Here is a 20,863-nt window from a genome sequence, read left to right as displayed (position 1 = left end):
CATAATTCAGACCATTTAATGGAGGTAGGTAATGAAAACAGGTTTAGTAGGGAAAATAATCTTGGCACTCGTTGTTTCTATCCTATTTATGTCCGGTATATCCGGAACTTTACAGGCTGCCGAGCAGAAGACTGTCGTGCTGGCGACTACGACGAGTACGCAGGATACGGGGCTGCTCGATGTCTTGATTCCCCTGTTTGAGAAGAAGACAGGCTATTTTGTCAAGACGATCTCTGTGGGTTCCGGGCAGGCCATGGCGATGGGAGCAAAGGGTGAAGCAGACGTGCTTTTGGTCCATTCGCCCGCTGCCGAGCAGAAGCTTGTGGCTGACGGATTCGGAATCAATCGCCGCTTAGTCATGCATAACGACTTTGTGATTGTCGGTCCCCCGGAAGATCCTGCCAAAATCAAAGGGATAAAGTCCACACCGGAAGCCTTTAAGAAAATTGCCGCCGCCACCAGGCTGTTCCTCTCCAGGGGTGATAATTCCGGCACCAATGCCAAGGAAAAAGAAGTCTGGAAAACGGCTGCTACCAATCCGGAAAAGGAAAAATGGTATCAGCAGACCGGTCTCGGGATGGGACAGACCTTGAATGTGACCGCCGAAAAGAAGGGCTATACGCTGACGGATCGGGGAACTTATCTGGCCCTGAAGAAAACTCTGGGTCTGGAGGTCCTCAATGAGGGAGATGCCATTCTCTTGAACATTTACCATGTGATCGAAGTTAATCCGGCGAAGTGGCCCAAAGTGAATGTCGCGGGCAGCAAGGCCTTTGCCGATTTCATGGTGGCCCGGGAAACCCAGGAAGTGGTCAAAACCTTTGGCACAGACAAGTTCGGCGCGCCGCTCTTTTTCCCCGATGCCGGCAAAAAGGTTGAGGATCTGGGTAAATAATGGATCTGATTGTTGATGGTTTCCTGAAGGCGTTGCAGCTTCTTTTTTCGCTGGATAGGGAAGTACTCGGCATTACGTTGCTTTCGCTCCAGGTGTCTGGTACGGCAACAATGATAAGCTTGTGCCTGGGAATATCCTGCGGAACGGTGGTGGGCTTGACGGAATTCCCGGGCCGGAACCTCCTGGTCAGTCTCATCAATGCCGGCATGGCCCTGCCACCCGTGGTGGTGGGGCTTTTTGTCACGGTTTTTTTCTGGCGGAACGGGCCGTTCGGTTTTATGGAATTACTCTATACGCCGGCGGCCATGATCGTTGCCCAGGCGATTATTGCTACGCCGATTGTCATGGGTATCACCTTGGCCGCCATGCAAAGCCTGCCCAAAAAACTCCGTCTGCAGATTCTGGCCCTTGGGGCGACGCGCCTCCAGATGCTCTGGATTCTCATGCGCGAGGCCCGGTTGCCTCTGCTGGCTGCCGTCATGGCCGGATTTGGCGGCGTCATTTCGGAAGTGGGCGCCTCTATTATGGTCGGCGGCAACATCAAGGGCTATTCCCGGGTATTGACGACAGCGACAGTCATGGAAACAGGGCGGGGGAACTTCGACATGGCGATTGCCCTCAGCATCATCCTGCTATTATTTGTTTTTCTCATTAATTTGGTTCTTACCCTGATCCAGCAGCGGGAAAGGCCGCGTTAGAAAATTAGAAATTATTTCTTGCATACTTACGGCAAGAAATAATTTCGTAAATTTACTTATCCCGTTCATCGGGGCTAGGAAGCATGACTTTACTGACGGCCAACAATCTGCAGGTGCTGAGGGGCAATATTGCCGTACTGGAGATTCCCCATTTCACTCTGGAAGAGGGAGAAACCCTGGCCATCCTCGGACCGAACGGCGCCGGCAAGTCCACGTTTCTGCTCACCCTGGCCCGCCTGCTGAAATATGCACAGGGCGAATTGCTCTTTAAGGGACAGGATATTTCAACGCCTGAAATGACGGTGCCTTATCGTCGTCGGCTGGCGATAGTCTTCCAGGAACCATTGCTGCTCAATACGACTGTTTTCAACAATGTGGCGGCCGGTCTCAAGATACGTCGGCAGGGCAGGGCGGAAATCGAGCAACGGGTATCCAAATATGCAGAACTCGTCAAGATAACCCATCTGCTCAAGCGCGATGCCCGCAAGCTGTCGGGAGGCGAGTCACAGCGCACTAATCTCGCCCGTGCTTTTGCCACGGAGCCGGAGCTGATTCTGCTCGATGAGCCCTTCGCCAATCTGGATGCGCCGAGCCGCGATTCCCTGATTGATGATCTGCATAGCATCCTCGGGCAAACAAAGACCACGGCTATCCTGGCCACTCATGATCGCCTGGAGGCGCTGCGGCTGGCAGACAGGCTCGCGGTGATGGATGGCGGCCGGATCGTGCAGATCGGCGCCTGTCATGAAGTCATGAATCACCCCGTAAATGAGGTGGTGGCTTCTTTTGTGGGGATGGAAACGGTTTTTTCCGGCGAAGTGCTGACAGTCACTGACGGTTCATTCGTCATTTCCGTTGCCGGTCATGCCATTGAGGCCCTTGGCAAAGTAGGGGTCGGCGAGCAGGTTATTTGCTGCATCAGACCGGAACATATTATTATTTCTCAAGATAGTGCCATGCAGGGAACGAGCGTCAGAAACAATTTGCCGGCAAAAATCGTGAAGATTGTTCCCCAGGGGCCGTTCTTTAAGCTACATCTTGATTGTGGATTTTTTCTGGCCAGTTATGTAACGCAACAATCGCTGGAAAGCCTTGCTCTCCGGGAAGGTAAAGATGTTACCGTTTCTTTTAAAGCGACGGCAGTGCATGTGATTCGCCGGGAAAAATAGACCGGAATAGAGGCTCTGTCGCTTCAGAGTGTGTCCGGCGTCTCGCGCCCCCCGCTCGCCTCATAGGCGCTGTAGAGCGGCATGAAGGTGATTTTCTGCTCAGGCAGATCGGCATAGGGTCGGTCGGAAAAGACCAGCGCCTTGCCGCACTCCGGGTACGCGGTCAGGAACAGATGCAGGCTTTTCAGGCTGCCGGTGGCGCCGCTTTTCACCTCCACCGGATGAATTCTGCCATTCAGAACGATCAGATAATCCACCTCGGCGGAGCTGCTTTTCGCCTGCCGATCCCAATAATAAAGGCTCCCGTTTTGCGAGACGAGCATCTCCTGCCCTACGAACTGTTCCGCCATAGCGCCGCGATAGATGGCAAGCAAATCGCCCCTGGCATACTCCACATCATCCGGCATGCCGGACAGGAAACGCATCAGCCCCACATCCAGCAGCAGCGCTTTGAATATTTTTGCCGAAGCGCTCGCCCCCAACGGCAGGCCGGAGGCATCGGCGGAGGGAATTCTGCGCGCCACCTGCGCCAGACAGAGCGCCTCGAAAGCCTTCTTCAGGGTCGGGTTGGCATACCCTTCGCCAAGCCGCGCATATTTTATCTGTTGTCCGACACTCTGCCCCAGCGAGGTAAAGACCGAGTCGAGGCAGTAACGGTCAACCTGGGGGGTGTATTTGGCAAAATCCATCCGGTACGATTCCACAATCTCTCCCTGGACCACGAAGGCGTCACGCAAAGAGCCGCTTTCCGCGAAAGCCTTGACAGCCGCCGGCATTCCGCCGATGAAAAAATAGCGTTTCAGTTCGTTACGGAGAAGTTCATGTACGGCGGGGGTTATATCGCCCGGATTGCCCAGAACGACGGCGGCTGCGGCAGCATTGCCGATTGCCTCCAGATATTCGGCGAAGCAGAGGGGATAGAGATTGAGAAACTGGATTCTCCCGACAGGAAAGGAGGCCTCCTTGAACGCGAACTCCAGAAGAGATCCGGCGGCCACGACATGCAGATCGGGTATTTCCTCGTAAAAATAGCGCAGGGCGGTTATGGCACGGGGACAGGCCTGAATTTCATCGAAGAAAAGGAGGGTTTTTCCGGGCGTTATTTTCTGTCGGAGCAGCACTTCCAGGTCGGAACAGATGCGCGCCGCGCCGATATCGCCATCAAACAGCCTGCGCAAGGGGGGATTGCGCTCCAGATCCACCAGGGCGAGGGATTCGAACCGGTTTTCCCCGAACTCCTTCAGCGACCAGGTTTTACCGACCTGCCGCGCCCCTCTCAATATCAGCGGTTTACGCCGTGTTCCGTCCTTCCACCGCCGGAGTTCTTCATCAATGAATCTACGCATTGAACACCTTATTTAATTACAATAATTAAAAACACAAGGGTGTTATACTTTTTATAAATTAATTTTACAAGGTAAAAATGATTGTTCATCATTTGATAATTGGATAATTGGGGACAGACACTAATTATTCTTGGCTATCGGTAACAGGTGAAGAAGGTATGAAATGAGTGGCTGTCCCCAATTATAATCAAAAATCTTTTTTTGTTTTTTGTATAAGATAGGACGCGAAAAACGGGGCGCCTGCCAAGAATGCAGTGGGCACGCAAACCAGCCAAAGAGCAGTGGAAACCGAGTAAAGGTCACCGAGATAACCGATGGCAATGGGGGCAAAGGAAGCCGTAGAATAACCAAATGTAATTATGATCCCGAGAGCCAGGCCCTTGAAGGAAGGGAATATGAGGCCCGTGTATGTCAAGAGGGCGCCCATGACAGCAGCACCAAAGAAGCCTGCCTGTAACGTAAAAAGGACTCTTGAATAGGGGGTCGCTGCGGAAAGAACAAGTATAAGCGAGATGCCCTGAATCACGCTGCCCACTATTCCAACCAAGCGGTATCCGGTCCTGTCTGAAATCAGCCCCATAATAGGCCGACCGAAAAATTGACCGATTCCAAAGAGTCCGGCAATGAGGCCCGCAGTTGTAGCAGTCATAAGCAGTTCAGTCTTTAAGAAAACGGGATACCACATGGTGAAACCGAACTCAGTGGCAATCTGAAATGCGCCGGTAAGAGAAAGAAGCAGGAGCATCAATAGATTATTTCTTCTCAGTATCGTGCGATCAAAAAAGTGACCTGGCGGTGATTGCCTTTTTTTCTCCTCCGGCCAAAACCAGAAAAGCAGGGCAAAGATAACAAGTCCGATGATACCGGTACAAATGAAGGGCCATCTCCAACTTCCGGTAAGATCGAGTAGCCATCCTGCCAGCGCCGGACCAGCGAACCAACCCAGAGAATTACCCGAAACCATTAAGGTAAGGTAGAACCCGGGCCTTTCAGGAAACATCTCAATGGTAAATGCTATAAGGGATATGACGAAAAAAGCCTCCCCTATTCCTGTCACAAACCGGGCCGCAAAGAGCTGTCCAAGGTTCATTGCCAGGCCGGAGACAACCGTAAATGTGGAAAAACAGAGAATACCAAAGAGTACCGGACGCTTCCTGCCAAACCGGTCAGATAGCAAGCCGGCAATAATCGGAGTTATCATGTATCCCCAGAGGGATGCTGATCCGACTATACCGAGAGTGGTCCTGTTAACAGAAAAATCCTGCATGAGCGGGGGTATGAGGGGTCCTAAGACCCATCGTTGTGTAAAATAGATTACCATCCCCAGCCAGCCGAGAACAAAAAAGACCCTTCTTTTTGACGCTGTTCGTGGTTCCATTCGTAGCATTCGATTCACCTTACTCTGAAGCATATTTAAGCATGCAAACCGGCTCTACCAGGCACCATGGCATCTCTCGCGACAGAACACATCCCGATCGCCACGTTCGTGAGTAGCCGGTATAGTCGCGACGCGCACCATCTCCAAGTGCTTCTCAATAACCGTGAGCGACGGCTGGTTGTTGGGGTGAGCAAGGGCAAGTATGCGAGGCAACCCGAGAACTTCGAGACCATACACGATCTGCTGACAGCCAATCTCGGTAGCGTATCGCCTCCCTCGGAACTGCTCCTTGACAACGAATCCGAATTCATAGTCTTCTTGCCCAATGCACGAGGTTGCGATTATTCCTGCGAAGCCGACAAGTTCCGAGGAGCGGTGGTCAATAAGTACACCCATTCCGGTTGGTTCATTCTCCGAGGTGAAGTGGACGTCAATGAAAGCGAGTGCCTCTGTCTTGTTCATGGCACGACCCGCGAAGAGATACGACATCGTCTTCGCGTCCCCGAGAAGCGAGCAGATCATGGCGACCTCCCCTTCCCGAAGGGGTCGTAAAGTCAATCGCTGGGATGTCAAGGTCTTCATAGCCTTATAATTGATAATTGGGGACAGCCACTAATTATCCCTTTTCCACGATCCCGATTTCCTCTTCCGTGAGTTCGTAGAGATCGTAAACGAGACGGTCAATCTGGGAGTCTGTGGCGTCAATCTGGCGCTGGAGGTTGGTTTTTTCATGATCCGTTTGGGCCGCGGCCAGTTTCTTGTGCAGGGAAAGCATCTGTTCAACCAGCGCCACCATGCGGTCGTGACGGGCCTGGTCGGCGGGATTGGTAGAATCAAGGCACCGTATGGGAAGCTTGCTTATGAAACGGGATTCATAACTGTAGTAACCGCCCCTCATTTGAGCAGCAGTTTGCCTGATGAACCATTCTGCCAATTTGCTGTTGAGAAGCCCCAAAACGTACTCACGGGAATACTGAGGAGAAACAAGGATGCCGTACCCCCCGGCTACGCCACCGGTAAAAAATACGTCGCCCCTTTCATCGAGGGAAAATGCTGCCTGGGCAGCAATGTCGGGAGTAAATATCTTGGCGAGAGGCATTACATCTAAGGCCTGTATGCGTCCATAACCATACCATTTTGCCCCTTTCATCTTGCCATCCTCTCGATTTTCAAGATAGATCTTGTTATCAAGAAGATATTGCCAAGTGAGCGGATATCGGTCTTTCAAAACGTTTTCAGGGATCAACGAGGTGAGGTCATTCCCTTGTTTTGCGTAGGGGAAAAGAATGAATCGGGCGGTGCGGGAGAGATGGTATCGTTTGCTGTCTCCGCCTTTTACCAAAGGATGAAGAAGCTCAGGTTCAAGCCAGTAGGCGCTATTTTTCTCTCGTGAATAGACCTTTACACGATGAGGCGCTTGTTCAAGTTTTTCAAGAATATATATTTTATCAGCGCTCGTTTTAATGCCTTGGAAGATGCGGTTGGTAACATCTTCAAGCCTTACGGGCAGTTGTTGAAGCTTATGCAGTAACCCTTTCCCCGGACCGGCAATAAAGTTCCATTCTGCAGCAGAAATGTGGGCGGCTGGTATTGTGTCTTTCGCACTCTGGCCATTGCTCCGCCAGCGTTCAAGGTCATCAACTCTCATAAATTGAAAGTTTTTACTACCGCCTTTATCGAGAAATAACAGGCATGTGTAGGTTGTGGCACCGCCGAACACCTGACGATCTCCGAAATGAACGATACCGGAAAGATGGTTGCCTGAGGACAGCAGAGCCCGCAGAGGTTCTCCATATTGGGCATTGAAGAACTTGTGGGGCAGGATGAATCCCAGCAGACCGCGGCTGTTTAAAAGCGTCAATCCCTTTTCCACAAAAACAACATAAATATCGTAGTTTCCTTTGCTTGCAGCGGCGTAGCGTGATTTGTAGAACTCCACTTCCCAAGGCACCCACTCCTTCATCGCCTGGATACGGATGTAGGGCGGATTCCCGATCACGACATCAAAACCGCCAGCCTTCATAATCTCCGGAAATTCTTTATCCCAATCGAAGACATTGACCCGGTACCGTTCCTCGTCGTCAAAGAAGCCCAACTGCTGATTGTCGTAGAAATCCGGGCCGATGAGGGAGTTGCCGCACTTGATGTTGTTGCCCAGATCGGGGAGCGCCCGTTCATGGAAGAGTTTCAGTTGGTTAAACAGTGTCTGTTCGTTTTCTCCTTCCAGGACCTTGAGGAGGAGCGAGAGTTTCGTGACCTCTACGGCCTGGGGGTCAATGTCCACGCCGTAGATGTTGTTGAGCAGGATGCGCTTCCGCTCCGACGTGGTGAGCTGCCAACCGCCGCCCGATTTCTGGCAGAGGACGGGAGATTTGCCCTTGAGCCGCTTCTCCGGATCATTATCCAGGTACCAGACCAGATGCCAGTCCAGCAGGTACTGATAGGCGCCGAGCAGAAACGAGCCCGAACCGCAGGCCGGATCGAGGATGCGGATGCCGGCGGCCCGCCGGGGGGTGGTTGTTCCGAGCTCTTTGCCGGGGGGCGCAGCATCGGCTGCATTTCCGAGGGGCAGCAGTTTGCCCACGGTGTTTCTGACAATATAATCCACGATATAGGTCGGCGTATAGTAAACGCCGCCTGCCTTCTTGACCTCCGGCTTGTCCTCCACCTTCGCCCGGTGCCCATCGGACAGATGAATCACCTTCCCCAGGAACTGCTCATAGACCTGGCCCAGGATATCGGCGGGCAGGACGGAGAATTCATAGGGACTGTCGGGATAATAGAGGCTGCGGAAGATATCCTTCAGGGTTTTGTCATCAACGGCCAGATTCAGCGCCAGCGTATCGGGCGAGGCGGGACGGTCTTTCTCCGGACGGAAGTGAAAAAGACCGGAGTTGTATTTGTCGTCGGCGGCGTAGTAAATTTTAATGAGGCGTTCATACGTTCCGACGCCGTTCTGCAGGGCCATGAGCTGTCCATAGGTCTCGATGCCCCGGTCTTCGCAGATGCGCAGGAAAATGATACGATTAATGGTCGCCGTGACCGCCGTGTTGAGTTCCCGCTGGGTCAGGTGCGGATTGCGCAGGGCGATATTCCGGGCCAGCATCTCGCGCCACGTTTCAATCTCGCCGAGAAAGGCTGTATCCACCCCGGCCGTGCCTTTCTTCAACTTGGCCGTATCGGCATAGCGATCAAAAGCGCCCTTCAATACAGCGTCTTTGGAAAAAATGGCAGTGATCTCTGCCCAGCGGCTCAGATAGTCCGGAGCGTTCAGATACATGATTCGCGCCGTGGAGGTTTTATCGTTCTTGTCCGGTTTAATCCGGCAGTCATAGACCGCGAATTCGTCAAAATCGGTGAGGATGGAAAGGGGGAGCTTGGCGGACCAGGCGTAGCGCCGGAGCTGATAGGCAGGGCCGACATTGGTGGCGATGTTTACGGAGGGTTTCTTCGCTTCCACAAAGAATTTCCGCGTTCCCCCGATGCGGAAACAGTAGTCCGGGGCCTTGGTGGCGCTGCCCACCTTGATGGCATCCTCATGGACTACATCTTTATAGATCTCGGCATGACCGGCCGTATTGTCTATATCCCAGCCGAGGGCTTTAAAAAAGGGATCAATAAACTCCCGGCGCAGTTGCGTTTCGTTGTATTTACCCGATTGATAGGATTCACGGTTCCGGGTAAAATGTTCAACCAACGCGGTGATTTCCTGGGGAGCGGTCATTTTTCACATCCTGCCGATGTTGGAACTTTGAAGCTCGATCAAGAAATCGGCTGTGTCAGGCATGCTGAACAAAAAGCTCAATCTGGTCAATTTTTCCAATCAGCTCATTAGCGGATTTGCAAACTGCAATATCCCGCCTCAGCTCCTCAAGCTGGCGCTCTATATCATAATTTTCGAGGAAACAAAATCAATGATTACGAGTTGAAAGTTTGCACGTCGTTCAAAATCGCCGTATGCTTTATTACAAGGAAGTTGTCATATCAACCCTGACCTTTTGTATGGGCCTTTCACCTGCTCACAGGTTTTTAACGGCAAGGAAGAAACGCTGCAATTCTTCCAAGATGGACTCTTTCCCTTTCAGATTAACCGCCAGTTTCCTGAATTTGGCGCCTCCCGGCAGACTCTTGGTGTACCAGAGGAGATGTTTGCGGAAATTACGGCTGCCCCAGGCTTCACCATGATATTGCAGCTCCATATCCAGGTGGTGCGAGATGACGTTTAACCTTTCCGGCAGGGATGGACAGGGGGGCAGGTCACGACCAGCCAGGCACGCAATGATTTCACCGATGAGCCAGGGATTGCCCAGGGCGCCCCGGCCCACCATCACACCATCGCAGCCGGTATGACTTATCATGCCCAAGGCGTCGGCAGCCTGGCGGATGTCGCCGTTGCCTACCACAGGTATCCTAATCCCCTCTTTTACCTGCTGGATAACGTCCCAATCGGCCCGGCCGCCGAAACCCTGATCTGCCGTACGGGGATGAACAATAATCGCATCGGCGCCGCAGTCTTCGGCGATGCGGGCTACTTCCAGGGCATTTATCTCTCGGGGGCTGGGGCCGGAACGGATTTTTACCGTCAATGGAACCAGGATCGCCTCCCTTACCGCTTTAATAATATTGCCAATTTGCAGCGGATTTTTCAGCAAGGCTGAACCGGCGCCGTTCCGCACAATCTTCCTGGCTGGGCAGCCCATATTTATGTCAATAAGATCGGCCCCTTGTCCGGTGACAATCTTCGCTGCTTCGGCCAGAACAAGCGGATCAGAACCGAACAACTGAACCGACAGTGGTTTGTCAACCGAGGATGAACTCAGATATTCAAAACTCCGCGTAGAATTTCTGGTCAGGCCGTTGGCGCTGATCATCTCGGTAGAAGTCAGGGCGCAACCGAAATCTTTCATGAGCGTCCGGAACGGCAAATTGGTTATGCCCGCCATCGGCGCCAGACAAACATTATTTTTCAGCAAAATATTGCCGATCTGCATTACAACAACTCCAGTAAAAAAAGTGCTGAGGACTGAGGACTGAGGACTGAGGACTAACTTGTTTTTACTCAGCACTCAGCACTTAGTCCTCAGCACTTGGTCCCATCCGTTTTTCCAGGTAATGATGCGCTTCACTCAATTCCTCCGGTGTATTGATCCCCATCACTTCCCGGTGATCGGCGGCAATGAGGCTTGACACCCCCTTGCCACTTTTATGGGCAATGGCAATAATATCGGTAAGATAGTACTCATGCTGGGCATTTTCGTTATTAATCTTCCGGAGGGCATCAAAAAGGAAATGGCTATCAACGCAGTAAATCCCCGTATTGATTTCTTTTATTTCTTTCTCGGTCTCGGTCGCGTCCCGTTCTTCGACAATCCTTACCACCTTCCCACCCGGTCCCTTGACGATTCTCCCGTAGCCGGTGGCATTAGTCAAAACCGTGGTCAAAACGGTAACGGCTGTTTTTTCCTGACGATGGCAGGCCCATAAAGAACGTATTGTGGCCGCCTGAAGCAGGGGGACATCGCCGCAGAGGATGAGGATATCACCCGTATAATTCGCGAATCTTGCGTGCGCCTGCAGCACAGCGTGCCCCGTGCCCAGCAGTTCTCGCTGCTCGATAAAATTGAGGCCCGCATCCGGGAATTTTTCCCGCACGGCATCGGCCTGATAACCGACAATTAAAGAGATATCCTGTGAACCGACCAACCTGGCCGCCTCCACCACATAGCTCAAAAGCGGCTTCCCGCAAAGGGGATGCAACACCTTCACGAGATCGGACTTCATCCTCGTCCCTTTGCCCGCCGCCAGTATTATGGTACTGAACATTGCAATTTCCTCACATAAAATTCATGGGATCAACGTCAACCTTGACTTCCAGCCCCTGTTTGACCGCTTCCGCCCGTATGGCATCAATAATGGAAACCTGCGCCCTGATATCATCGCCCTTCAAGAGGAGTTGCCAACGATATCGGCCCCTTAACTTGGCCACCGGCGCCTCCGCCGGGCCAAGGATTTCGATCTTTTTGTCCATCTTATCGGTTAAGGCCAAACTGCGCGCCAGCTTGCCGATCATTGCGACACCCACGCGGCCCTGGTCTTTTCTGAGGCTGCTGAAATGCAGATTCACGAGCCTGGCATATGGAGGATAGACAAGGTTCCTTCTCAGCTTGATCTCCTCCTCATAAAAGCCGTGATAATCGTGGTTCTGAGCCCTGCGGACCGCATAGTGTTCGGGATTGAACGTCTGCACAATAACCAGACCCGGCGTATCTCCCCGGCCACCCCGGCCGGCAACTTGAGTCAGGATCTGAAAAGTCCTTTCCCCGGCCCGGAAATCGGGGACATTCAGGGAGAGGTCGGCGGCCACCACCCCCACCAGCGTGATCTGCGGGAAATCATGACCCTTGGTAATCATTTGCGTGCCCACGAGGATGTCCACTTCCTGCCTGGCCAGCGACCGGAGTATCCTTTCGGTATCGCCGCGGCGGGTAGTGGTATCGCTGTCCATACGGGCGATCCGGGCGTCCGGAAAGATACGTTTTACCTCCTCCTCCAATTTTTCCGTGCCGAGGCCGAAACTGCGGATACGGCGCCCGCCGCAACTGGGGCAAAGGGTGGTGACGACCCCGATAGAGGGCCTGAACTTGATGGCGTAGTCACAGCAGTGGCATTTTAAAATACCCAGGGCGGCATGATGGGTGAGGGTAAGCTCACAATTCAGGCACTTGAAAACATACCCGCAATCGGGACAGAGCACTACCGTGTCAAAACCCCGCCGGTTCAGGAAGAGCAGCGCCTGCTTTTTTTCCGTCAGGGTATGGGCTATCGCCTCCCGCAAGGTCGGGGCCAGAATCGGCACCTCTGCTTTTTCATCCCGGACGGTTCTCATATCCACTATTTTCACTACCGGCAAGGCCCTGCTTTCAATCCTTTCGGGCAAGGCCAGATAGTGATATTTTTTCTTCCGGGCATTAAAATAAGTTTGCACGGCCGGCGTAGCGGAACCTAAAACCACCGCGGCGGCGCTTAATTTGGCCTTGACAATCGCCATGTCGCGGGCATTGTAGCGCAACCGGTCATCCTGTTTATAGGACCCGTCGTGTTCCTCATCAACGACAATCAGACGCAAGTCCTGCATCGGCACAAAGAGGGCGGAACGGGCGCCGATGACGATTTTAACTTCTCCTTTTTGTATTCTCCGCCACTGGTCATAACGGACGTTTTTGGTAACGCCGCTGTGTATTACTGCCATCTCCTCTTCCTTGAATCTCCCCTTGACCCGCGCCATCAGTTGCGGGGTGAGGGCAATTTCCGGAACCAGGAAGATCACTCCTCCCCCTAATTCCCACACTTTTTCTATTACCCGTAGATATACTTCCGTCTTGCCGCTGCCGGTTACGCCATGGAGCAGATAAGGTGCAAACCGTCGCTCCGCCAGCCCCGCTAAAATCTCCTGGACAGCTTTTTCCTGTTCGCTGTTTAAGATAATGCGGCCGGGCAGGCTCTCCAGGGCAGGCAATTCCTTCGAGCAACGGTAAACCTCTTTCTCCTCGAGGAAAATGATTCCTTTTTTTTGCAGGCTATTAACCAGATAAGGGGCATTCTTAAACTCTTTTTTAAGGGCGGAAACAAAGGTAGTCCCTTGCTGACGGAGAAAATCAACTAACTGCTCCTGCCGAATTCCTAATTTGATATCTTGCGGCTCCGAAACAAGCGCGACCGCCTTTTCCTGCTTCGGCGTAACGTCACCAGGCAAGATATCAAAGAGCGTCTTCCCCAAAGGATAAAGGTAATAGCCGGCAATCCAGCGGTAAAAAAGCAAATCCTGTTCACTGAAGAAAGGTTGCTGGTCTGTTAATTCGGCAATATCCCTGATATTATCAACATCGGCGACCGTATCGGTTTCCAGAATATAGCCGCTCACAACCTTTTTACCGAACGGGACAAGGACGCGCCGGCCGATAGTTGCTTCCCCGACCAGCGTTGCGGGCGCCGAGTAGGAAAAAATTTTATCCGCGGGTATATTGACGGCAACTCGAACATACATGCGTGAGATTCCTCTTGTCAGAACCGGATAATTTTACTGTGTATTTATGAATTAGGGCAGGGGGGAACGTTTTGACGATTACTTGAAGAAATTTACCCATCAGAGGAGGATGCAGTCCGGAAGGGAAAATGTCCGGCAGCCTCATGCTCCCTTCATTTTTTCCAGTTTTTCTTCTCTGGTTTTGCAGTCAATACAATTAACAGTTACCGGCCGGGCCATCAATCTTTTTTCAGATATTGGCCCCCCACAAGATTCACAAATGCCAAAAACCCCGTCATCAATACGCTGGATGGCTTCCCGCATTTTCAGAATCAATCTCCGCTCCCGGTCCCGGATGCGTAATTCAAAATTCCTGTCCGCCTCTAAAGAAGCCCGGTCATTAGGGTCAGGGAAATTATCTTTACCAGTGGTCATTTCGGAAACGGTTTTTTCTGCTTCACTCAAGAGATCATTGATCTTCTGATTCAACATAGACCTGAAAAATTCCATTTTCTCCGAATTCATCGTCATATCTTGTTCGTCCTCGTGGGCAGGTTATTGTTTTCCTACAATTCGCTTTTCCGCAACTTTTAGCAAAGACATTAATTTTCGACCCTATACCTAAAGCGCCCTTTTTTGTAAAGAGAAATCTATGCCACTGGCGCCGGGGACATAGATTTCTCTTCAACCGCCGTAGACCGCCTTGATTTTTTCCACGATGTTTGTTGTCGAAGCTCCTTTTATTGATGGAATAATCACTACTTGTCCGCCCCATTGTGCCACCGCTTCGCGTCCTACTACCTGGTCGGCCGCCCAGTCGCCCCCTTTTACCAATACGTCGGGCTGAAGATACTCAATCAAGGCCAGCGGGGTGGATTCAGAAAAGACGGTTACATAATCAACCGACTCCAGGGCAGCCACTACAACGGCGCGCTCCTGTTCGGGGATCAGGGGGCGTTTCTCACCTTTGATGGACCTTACCGAAGAGTCACTGTTCAAGGCCAGTACCAGGACATCCCCGATTTTCCTGGCCGCCTGCAAATACCGGACGTGACCCACATGGAGAATATCAAAGCAGCCGTTGGTAAAAACGATTTTCCGGCCTTCCCTGCGGAGGCGCGAAAGCTCCGTTTTTAATGCCTCCCGTTTATATATCTTGCCTTCCATATAATCCCCCTGTCGTCACTATCTAAGTTGCCCGGGCCAATGTCAATACCGCCACCTGCTCGGCCTTGTTTTTCATTAGTACCAGCGCACATTCCTTCACTGTGCTGCCGGTGGTGTAGACATCATCCACCAGGATAATCTTCTCACCTTTTATCCGTCCGGCATCGGGAACCTGAAAGGCCCCCCTGATGTTTAGTTCCCGCCTGTCCTTGCCCAGGCCAACCTGTGGCTCCGTGAAAACAAGCCGCTGAAGGCTCGAAAAGTCAAGCCGCAGGGAAAAGCGCCGGGAAATTTCCCGGGCCAGGATCAGAGCCTGGTTGAATCCCCGCCGTCTTAATCTGCGGGGATGCAGAGGTACGGGCATGATGAGCGAATAATCTGCAATTGCCAGCGACGGATAGCTGTAGTCGGCCATAAATTCCCCCAGTCGTTCGCCCAAAGATGTCTTGCCTCCGTACTTGAAGCGGTGGATAACATCCATCAGCACCCTTTCATATTGCCCCAAAGCCCGGGCGATAGAAAAAGCGGGGGCCGCCAGCAAGCAGTCTCCGCAAATATGATCGCCCTCCCCCGGTTCGGAAAAAGGCTGGCCGCAAAGGGAGCAAAGGGGCGAACGGATAAATTCTATTTGTGAAAAGCAATCCGGGCAGAAAGACAACTTCCCTTCCCGCAAAACCTTACCGCAGGCCATACATTGGGGAGGGAAGACAACATCGGCAAGGCACTTAAGGACACTCGGCAATGTTGCCACCCCCTGACAAGGCCGTTGCAAGTTTAAGTATTAATAGGTCTGCGCCTATATTCCTATGTCCAGGGCAGTCAACTCGATGGCATTCTCGTCCACTTCCATGCGGGGCGCCTCCGACCACAGCCTTTCAATATCGTAAAATTCCCGTACCGGTTCGTAAAAAATATGAACAACCACGTCATCATAATCCATCAGGATCCACTGGCCGTGACTTTCACCTTCCACACCCAGGGGGAGTATCCCGTCTTTTTTCATTTTCTCCCGGATGGAAGAGGCAATCGCCTGCGCCTGCCTGTCCGAGGCGCCGCTACAAATGAGAAAATAGTCTGTAAAAGCGGAATTTTCTTTTACATTCAATAATGTCAAATTCTTGGCCTTTTTCTCCAGCGCGGCATTTACGCACCAAAGGGCTATTTCTCTGGCATCAATATTTTTTTGCACCAAACCACCACCTCTTCCCATCCCCCTGCGGGCCACCGGACTACAATAATTCCGGACATCAGGAGGGGCTAATTTGTTAATTATAAGTTATTGTTTTCCGTCAGTTAATCAGTAGCAGAATAATCACCGGCTGTCAATCTCGAATCAAATCCGGCCGGCGCAATCGCGGTTGTGAAAAACAACCCGCTGTGGTAGAAGGGCAGCCGTGACCATGTATTGAACGCCATAACAAGCAAAGGAAACATGCAAAAGATAATAAAAAATGTCCAGATCCACGTACCTTTTCGTCTCCTGACGACCGAACATTTGAGCTTGGTCATTAAGGAAAAAATCAACCCGGAAATAAGCTTCAATTGCACGGATCTGGAAACCTGGCCAAAGTCTGTTTTTTTAGAGGTGGCCAAACGGCTTGCTGAGGCGGAGCTTGCGGTCACCTTTCATGCCCCTTTCATAGACTTGCGGCCCGGCGCAATTGACCCGAAAATTCGGCAAGTTACCGAAGACCGCCTGCAGCAGGTATTTGACCTGGTCCCTTATTTCCACCCCTTGACCGTGGTTTGCCATCCCTCCTTTGATGAAAAATACTATGATTCCCACAATCAGACCTGGCTGGAAAACAGCATCGAGACCTGGAGCCATTTTTTACCGCTGGCGGAAGAAGGAAAAACGATCATTGCCCTGGAAAATGTTTATGAAACGGACCCGGCACCCCTGACCGAGCTTTTGGGCGCGCTTGCTTCGCCCCGGATACGTTTTTGTTTTGACACGGGTCACTGCAATTTTTTTTCCCGCGCCCCCTTTGCCACCTGGATAGAAGCAATGGGCCCCTATCTGAGTCAGTTGCACATACATGACAACAGCGGTTTAGCCGACGACCATGCCCCGGTGGGAGAGGGAAATTTTCCTTTTACGGAATTATTCGCAATGCTCCGCGAGCGTAATCTTTCGCCGTTGGTCACCCTGGAGCCTCATACGCTGACCGACCTCTGGAAAACCGTCTTAAACGTCAAGATGATGGATCTGCCGGACAGAACAGGCAAAAATGAAATTCGGAATTCATAACGGGAGTTCCCTGGATGATCAGTTACATCGTCAAAAGATTGCTCTTCATGATTCCCCTGTTAATCGGGATCACCATTATCTGCTTTGTGGTCATGCATCTGGCCCCCGGCTCTCCCACGGACATGGAAACTCAGATGAATCCGCGCGTATCGGCCGAGATGAAAGAACGTCTGCGGGCCATGTACGACCTGGACAAGCCCTTGCACCAACAGTATCTGATCTGGGTAAAGAAGCTCCTGGTGCTGGATTTGGGGACCTCATTTTCCTCCGATCACCGGCCCGTTACCGATAAAATCCTCGAGCGGCTGCCGATCACCATCTCCCTGAACGTACTTTCCATGATACTAATCATGATCATTGCCATCCCCATCGGCGTCTTTTCAGCCGTGCATCAGAATTCCTTCTTCGATAGAATAACGAGCGTCTTCGTCTTCACGGGCTTCGCGATGCCCACCTTCTGGCTGGCGCTCCTTTTGATGATCCTTTTCGGGGTGCAGTTGGGCTGGTTGCCGATTTCCGGCATCCGCTCCCTGAATTATGAATACCTTCCCGCCGGCATGGCCTTCCTTGATCTGATCAAGCATCTGATCATGCCCGTACTGCTCTCGGCCTTTGGCGGACTGGCCGGTTTTTCGCGCTATATGCGGGCCAACATGCTGGAAGTGATCCGGCAGGATTACATCACGACCGCCCGGGCCAAAGGGTTGCCGGAATGGATAGTGATTTACAAGCACGCCCTCCGGAATGCCCTGCTCCCCCTAGTTACCATCCTCGGTCTTTCCGTCCCCGGCCTGATCGGCGGCAGTGTGATTTTTGAGACAATTTTTGCCATCCCGGGCATGGGGCAGCTCTTCTATATGGCGGTGATGTCACGCGATTATCCCACCGTGATGGGTATCCTCTTTATCGGCGCCGTACTGACCCTGTTGGGAAATCTCATCGCCGACATCTCCTACGCCCTGGTTGATCCCCGGATCAGGGTCTCGTAAATTTGCGATTACAACCCTTCCGGACGTTATCCATTGAGAAGATTTCGATTTCTGATTCCGTCAGGTACATGCGTTCACGTTAACAATTAACAGCGACCCCAATGACAATTTACACGGGGCCAAATGAGTTACTTCTCCAACCGTCCCAATTATCACTCCTTGATGTTCTTCCGCCGGAAAAAAATCCTGATCGGCGCCTGGTCAAAACCGAAGGCCTCCCGGAGCTGGTTCAGCAGGAAGCGTTCATAGGAAAAATGGATCACCTTGGGTTCCTTGACGAAGAAGATGAAGGTCGGCGGCCGGGTGGACACTTGGGTCACATAACTGATCTTTTGCTCCTTCCCCTGATAGCGCGCCGGGGGATTTCGGGCCACTATTTCGCTGACTATCCGGTTCAGTTCCGCCGTATTTACTCTCCGGTTGAATTGCTCATAAACCTTCTCTACGAGGTCAAATATCTTGACCACCCGCTGGCCGCTCAGGGCGGAAACGAAGATAATCGGGGAAAAATCCATGAATTTCAGGACGTCATGAATATCTTCCACATACTTGCCCACGCTGTGGTTGTCTTTCTCCACCTTGTCCCATTTGTTGACGACGATGATGCAGGCCACGCCTCTTTCAAAGATCAGGCCCGCAATCTTGGCGTCCTGTTCCGTTATGCCTTCTTCCGCATCAATGAGCAGCAGGGCGATGTCGCAACGGTCAATAGTCTTCACCGCCTGGATGACGCTGTATTTTTCCAGTGTGAGGCTGACGCGGCTTTTGCGTCTGATTCCGGCCGTATCCACCAGCACATAGTCCTTGCCATGCACGGTAAAGCGGGTGTCAATCGCATCCCGGGTGGTGCCGGGCAGCGGATTCACAATGGTTCGTTCATAGCCCAGGATTTTATTTACCAGGGAAGACTTCCCCACGTTTGGCTTACCAACTACGGCCAGCCTGATCCATGGTTCTTCCTCGGCATTAGCCTCAACTGCGGCGGGAAGCGCGGCGGCCACATCCCGCATCAGCTCATCGAAACCCAGGCCATGGAGCGCCGACAAGGTATAAACCTTGTCAATTCCCAACTCATAAAATTCCGGAACTAATCCTTCGTGACGCGGACCATCTACCTTGTTGACCGCGATAAAAACGGGTTTTCCCACTCCTCTCAAGATTTGGGCCACCTCCCGATCCGCCGGCAGCAACCCGTCCCGGCCGTCCATCAGGAAAATAATAATGTCCGCTTCTTCGATGGCGAGTTGCGTCTGCTCCCGCATCTGGACGAGGATCTGCGTTGTGGCGGCCGGTTCAAAGCCTCCCGTATCAATCAGCAGAAAGGGTTTGTCGTCCCAGGTGCAATCGGCATAATTACGGTCCCTGGTCGCACCCGGCACGTTGATGACAATCGCTTTTTTCTTCTCTGACAACCGATTGAAGAAGGTTGATTTCCCTACATTGGACCTGCCGATAATGGCAATAACTGGCTTCATTGATAATCTCTCTTTACAAGTATAGACGATAGGTATTGGCAATTTCTTAGAAGTTGTGTATCATAAATACAGAAAAAAGGGGCTAATGAAATCCTCTTCTTGAAAATTAGTAACTTAGAGGTAATTACAAAAGTCGTATAAATGCAACAGCGTGTCATTCCGGCGGAAGCCGGAATCCAGAAATTTCAACGTGTTACAAAAACACTGGACACCGGTTTTCCCCCGTCAAGCGAGGACTAAACAGAGCACCGGTGTGACGACTTTTGCAATTGGCTCGTTAGAAATTACCTTCCGAAACATAAAATGATCAAATCAGTTTTTTGGCAAAGGTTTCTGAAAAATAAAATGGCCCTGGCCGGCAGCATCATCGTTGTCGCATTTTTCGCCGTTTCATTGCTCGCGCCCTGGATTGCACCCTATGACCCCGGCGCTATTGACCTCAAGCTCGTTCTGATGCCGCCCTCCGTAGCCCACCTGCTGGGGACGGATCAACTGGGGCGCGACGTGCTCAGCCGCATGATCTGGGGGGCAAAAATATCGCTAAAAGTTGGCTTTGCCGCTACGGGGCTGGCCATTTTTATCGGCACCATCCTGGGCGCCATCGCCGGATACTATGGCCGGTGGGTTGACGCCGTCATCATGAGATTTGTAGATATTATGCTCTGCTTTCCCACCTTTTTTCTGATCCTGGCAGTAATCGCCTTTCTGGAACCTTCCATCTGGAACATCATGATCGTGATCGGCCTGACCGGCTGGATGGGAATAACCAGACTCGTCCGGGCGGACTTTACCTCGCTCCGGGAGCGGGATTTTGTGCTCGCCGCCCGCGGCATCGGCGCCGGTGATTTCCGGATTATCTTAGTCCATATTCTTCCCAATGCCATGGCCTCCGTGCTGGTAGCCGCCACACTCGGGGTAGCCGGCGCCATTCTCACCGAATCAGCCCTGAGTTTTCTCGGCATCGGCGTCCAGCCTCCCACCCCGAGCTGGGGAAATATCCTCACCGCCGGCAAGGACAACATTGATATCGCCTGGTGGCTCTCCCTCTATCCGGGATTGGCCATCCTATTGACCGTCCTGGGATACAACCTCCTGGGTGAAGGCATCCGGGATTCCCTCGACCCGCGCTTGAGGTAGCAAGCGGATCTGGGGACACGATCCCAAATGCTGTCGCAATTGGGTCATCGGATCTGGGGACACGATCCCAAATGCTGTCGCAATTGGGTCATGTCCCAGAGGAAAGCCGTCAGGAATGTGCTTTTATCTCTTTCCCGAGTGAAAATGCCTTGCCCAGATATTCGCCGATGCCGTAATAAGTCAGACTTGTCGGGGAAAATATCAGGGGTCTTATTTTCTCTATATCGGGCTTTCCGTCCTGGTCCAGGATATTTTCCTCGGCCTTCACGTCCTTGATCTCACCGACAAATAGCGTGTGCAGCCCTATTTCCAGGGTATGGAGGAGCTGGCACTCC

18 protein-coding genes and 1 pseudogene are annotated in these 20,863 nt (G+C 52.1%); 6 read left to right on the top strand and 13 right to left on the bottom strand.

The annotated features are described in order from the left end of the window. Positions 1-88: 88 nt before the first annotated feature. The 3 genes from NT140_12790 to NT140_12780 all read left to right on the top strand — a co-directional run bounded on the left by NT140_12790 (position 89) and on the right by NT140_12780 (position 2,762). Complete coding sequence (locus tag NT140_12790) at positions 89-895, top strand: substrate-binding domain-containing protein (GenBank protein MCX5832737.1); 807 nt, start codon at positions 89-91, stop codon at positions 893-895. Then, entirely contained in the window at positions 895-1,593 is a 699-nt protein-coding gene (locus tag NT140_12785) for an ABC transporter permease (protein ID MCX5832736.1), read from the top strand. Before NT140_12790 ends, NT140_12785 begins: the two co-directional genes overlap by 1 nt. Positions 1,594-1,676: 83 nt before the next feature. Further along, positions 1,677-2,762: an ABC transporter ATP-binding protein gene (locus tag NT140_12780; GenBank protein MCX5832735.1), complete on the top strand. Its 1,086-nt coding sequence runs from the start codon at positions 1,677-1,679 to the stop codon at positions 2,760-2,762. Between the two features lie 23 nt (positions 2,763-2,785). Here NT140_12780 and NT140_12775 read toward each other — a convergent pair whose 3' ends face one another. The 11 genes and pseudogenes from NT140_12775 to rsfS form a co-directional block, all read right to left on the bottom strand. Continuing rightward, positions 2,786-4,108, bottom strand: coding sequence for an AAA family ATPase (locus NT140_12775; protein MCX5832734.1), 1,323 nt, complete (start codon positions 4,106-4,108; stop codon positions 2,786-2,788). A 187-nt stretch (positions 4,109-4,295) separates the two neighbouring features. Then, a complete protein-coding gene (locus NT140_12770; GenBank protein ID MCX5832733.1) occupies positions 4,296-5,429 on the bottom strand; it encodes an MFS transporter in 1,134 nt (377 codons plus the stop codon). Between the two features lie 111 nt (positions 5,430-5,540). Beyond that, positions 5,541-6,068 carry a GNAT family N-acetyltransferase gene (locus tag NT140_12765; protein MCX5832732.1) on the bottom strand — a complete coding sequence of 176 codons (528 nt, stop codon included), beginning with the start codon at positions 6,066-6,068 and terminating at the stop codon, positions 5,541-5,543. A 34-nt stretch (positions 6,069-6,102) separates the two neighbouring features. After that, positions 6,103-9,210: an Eco57I restriction-modification methylase domain-containing protein gene (locus NT140_12760; protein ID MCX5832731.1), complete on the bottom strand. Its 3,108-nt coding sequence runs from the start codon at positions 9,208-9,210 to the stop codon at positions 6,103-6,105. A 295-nt stretch (positions 9,211-9,505) separates the two neighbouring features. Then, positions 9,506-10,477: a tRNA dihydrouridine synthase DusB gene (gene dusB, locus NT140_12755; GenBank protein MCX5832730.1), complete on the bottom strand. Its 972-nt coding sequence runs from the start codon at positions 10,475-10,477 to the stop codon at positions 9,506-9,508. An 82-nt stretch (positions 10,478-10,559) separates the two neighbouring features. Next, positions 10,560-11,309: an NTP transferase domain-containing protein gene (locus tag NT140_12750; GenBank protein ID MCX5832729.1), complete on the bottom strand. Its 750-nt coding sequence runs from the start codon at positions 11,307-11,309 to the stop codon at positions 10,560-10,562. Positions 11,310-11,319: 10 nt separating this feature from the next. Then, complete coding sequence (gene priA / locus NT140_12745; protein MCX5832728.1) at positions 11,320-13,530, bottom strand: primosomal protein N'; 2,211 nt, start codon at positions 13,528-13,530, stop codon at positions 11,320-11,322. 141 nt (positions 13,531-13,671) lie between these two features. After that, complete coding sequence (gene dksA / locus NT140_12740) at positions 13,672-14,034, bottom strand: RNA polymerase-binding protein DksA (GenBank protein ID MCX5832727.1); 363 nt, start codon at positions 14,032-14,034, stop codon at positions 13,672-13,674. Between the two features lie 159 nt (positions 14,035-14,193). Next, positions 14,194-14,634, bottom strand: a pseudogene (gene rfaE2 / locus NT140_12735) (D-glycero-beta-D-manno-heptose 1-phosphate adenylyltransferase). Positions 14,635-14,698: 64 nt separating this feature from the next. Beyond that, a complete protein-coding gene (locus NT140_12730) occupies positions 14,699-15,418 on the bottom strand; it encodes a ComF family protein (GenBank protein MCX5832726.1) in 720 nt (239 codons plus the stop codon). Between the two features lie 54 nt (positions 15,419-15,472). Next, a complete protein-coding gene (rsfS, locus tag NT140_12725; GenBank protein MCX5832725.1) occupies positions 15,473-15,865 on the bottom strand; it encodes a ribosome silencing factor in 393 nt (130 codons plus the stop codon). 243 nt (positions 15,866-16,108) lie between these two features. Between rsfS and NT140_12720 the strand changes: the two genes are divergently transcribed. Next, complete coding sequence (locus tag NT140_12720) at positions 16,109-16,927, top strand: sugar phosphate isomerase/epimerase (GenBank protein ID MCX5832724.1); 819 nt, start codon at positions 16,109-16,111, stop codon at positions 16,925-16,927. Positions 16,928-16,941: 14 nt separating this feature from the next. Then, on the top strand, positions 16,942-17,916 hold the full coding sequence (locus NT140_12715) for an ABC transporter permease (protein ID MCX5832723.1): 975 nt from the start codon (positions 16,942-16,944) through the stop codon (positions 17,914-17,916). Positions 17,917-18,068: 152 nt separating this feature from the next. Here the strand turns inward: NT140_12715 and der are convergent, their stop codons facing one another. Next, positions 18,069-19,391 (bottom strand): ribosome biogenesis GTPase Der, encoded by a 1,323-nt coding sequence (gene der / locus NT140_12710; GenBank protein ID MCX5832722.1) that lies wholly within the window; start codon positions 19,389-19,391, stop codon positions 18,069-18,071. A gap of 303 nt (positions 19,392-19,694) precedes the next feature. On the opposite strand from der, the gene NT140_12705 reads away from it, so the two are divergent. Then, positions 19,695-20,528: an ABC transporter permease gene (locus tag NT140_12705; protein MCX5832721.1), complete on the top strand. Its 834-nt coding sequence runs from the start codon at positions 19,695-19,697 to the stop codon at positions 20,526-20,528. 109 nt (positions 20,529-20,637) lie between these two features. On the opposite strand, the gene NT140_12700 is transcribed toward NT140_12705, so the two are convergent. After that, positions 20,638-20,863: flavin reductase family protein (locus tag NT140_12700; protein ID MCX5832720.1), on the bottom strand; the 226-nt coding region annotated here is incomplete at its 5' end.

The sequence above is a fragment of the Deltaproteobacteria bacterium genome (assembly GCA_026388415.1).
GTDB lineage: Bacteria > Desulfobacterota > Syntrophia > Syntrophales > JACQWR01 > JAPLJV01.
This window is presented reverse-complemented; position numbering and strand designations above follow the sequence as displayed.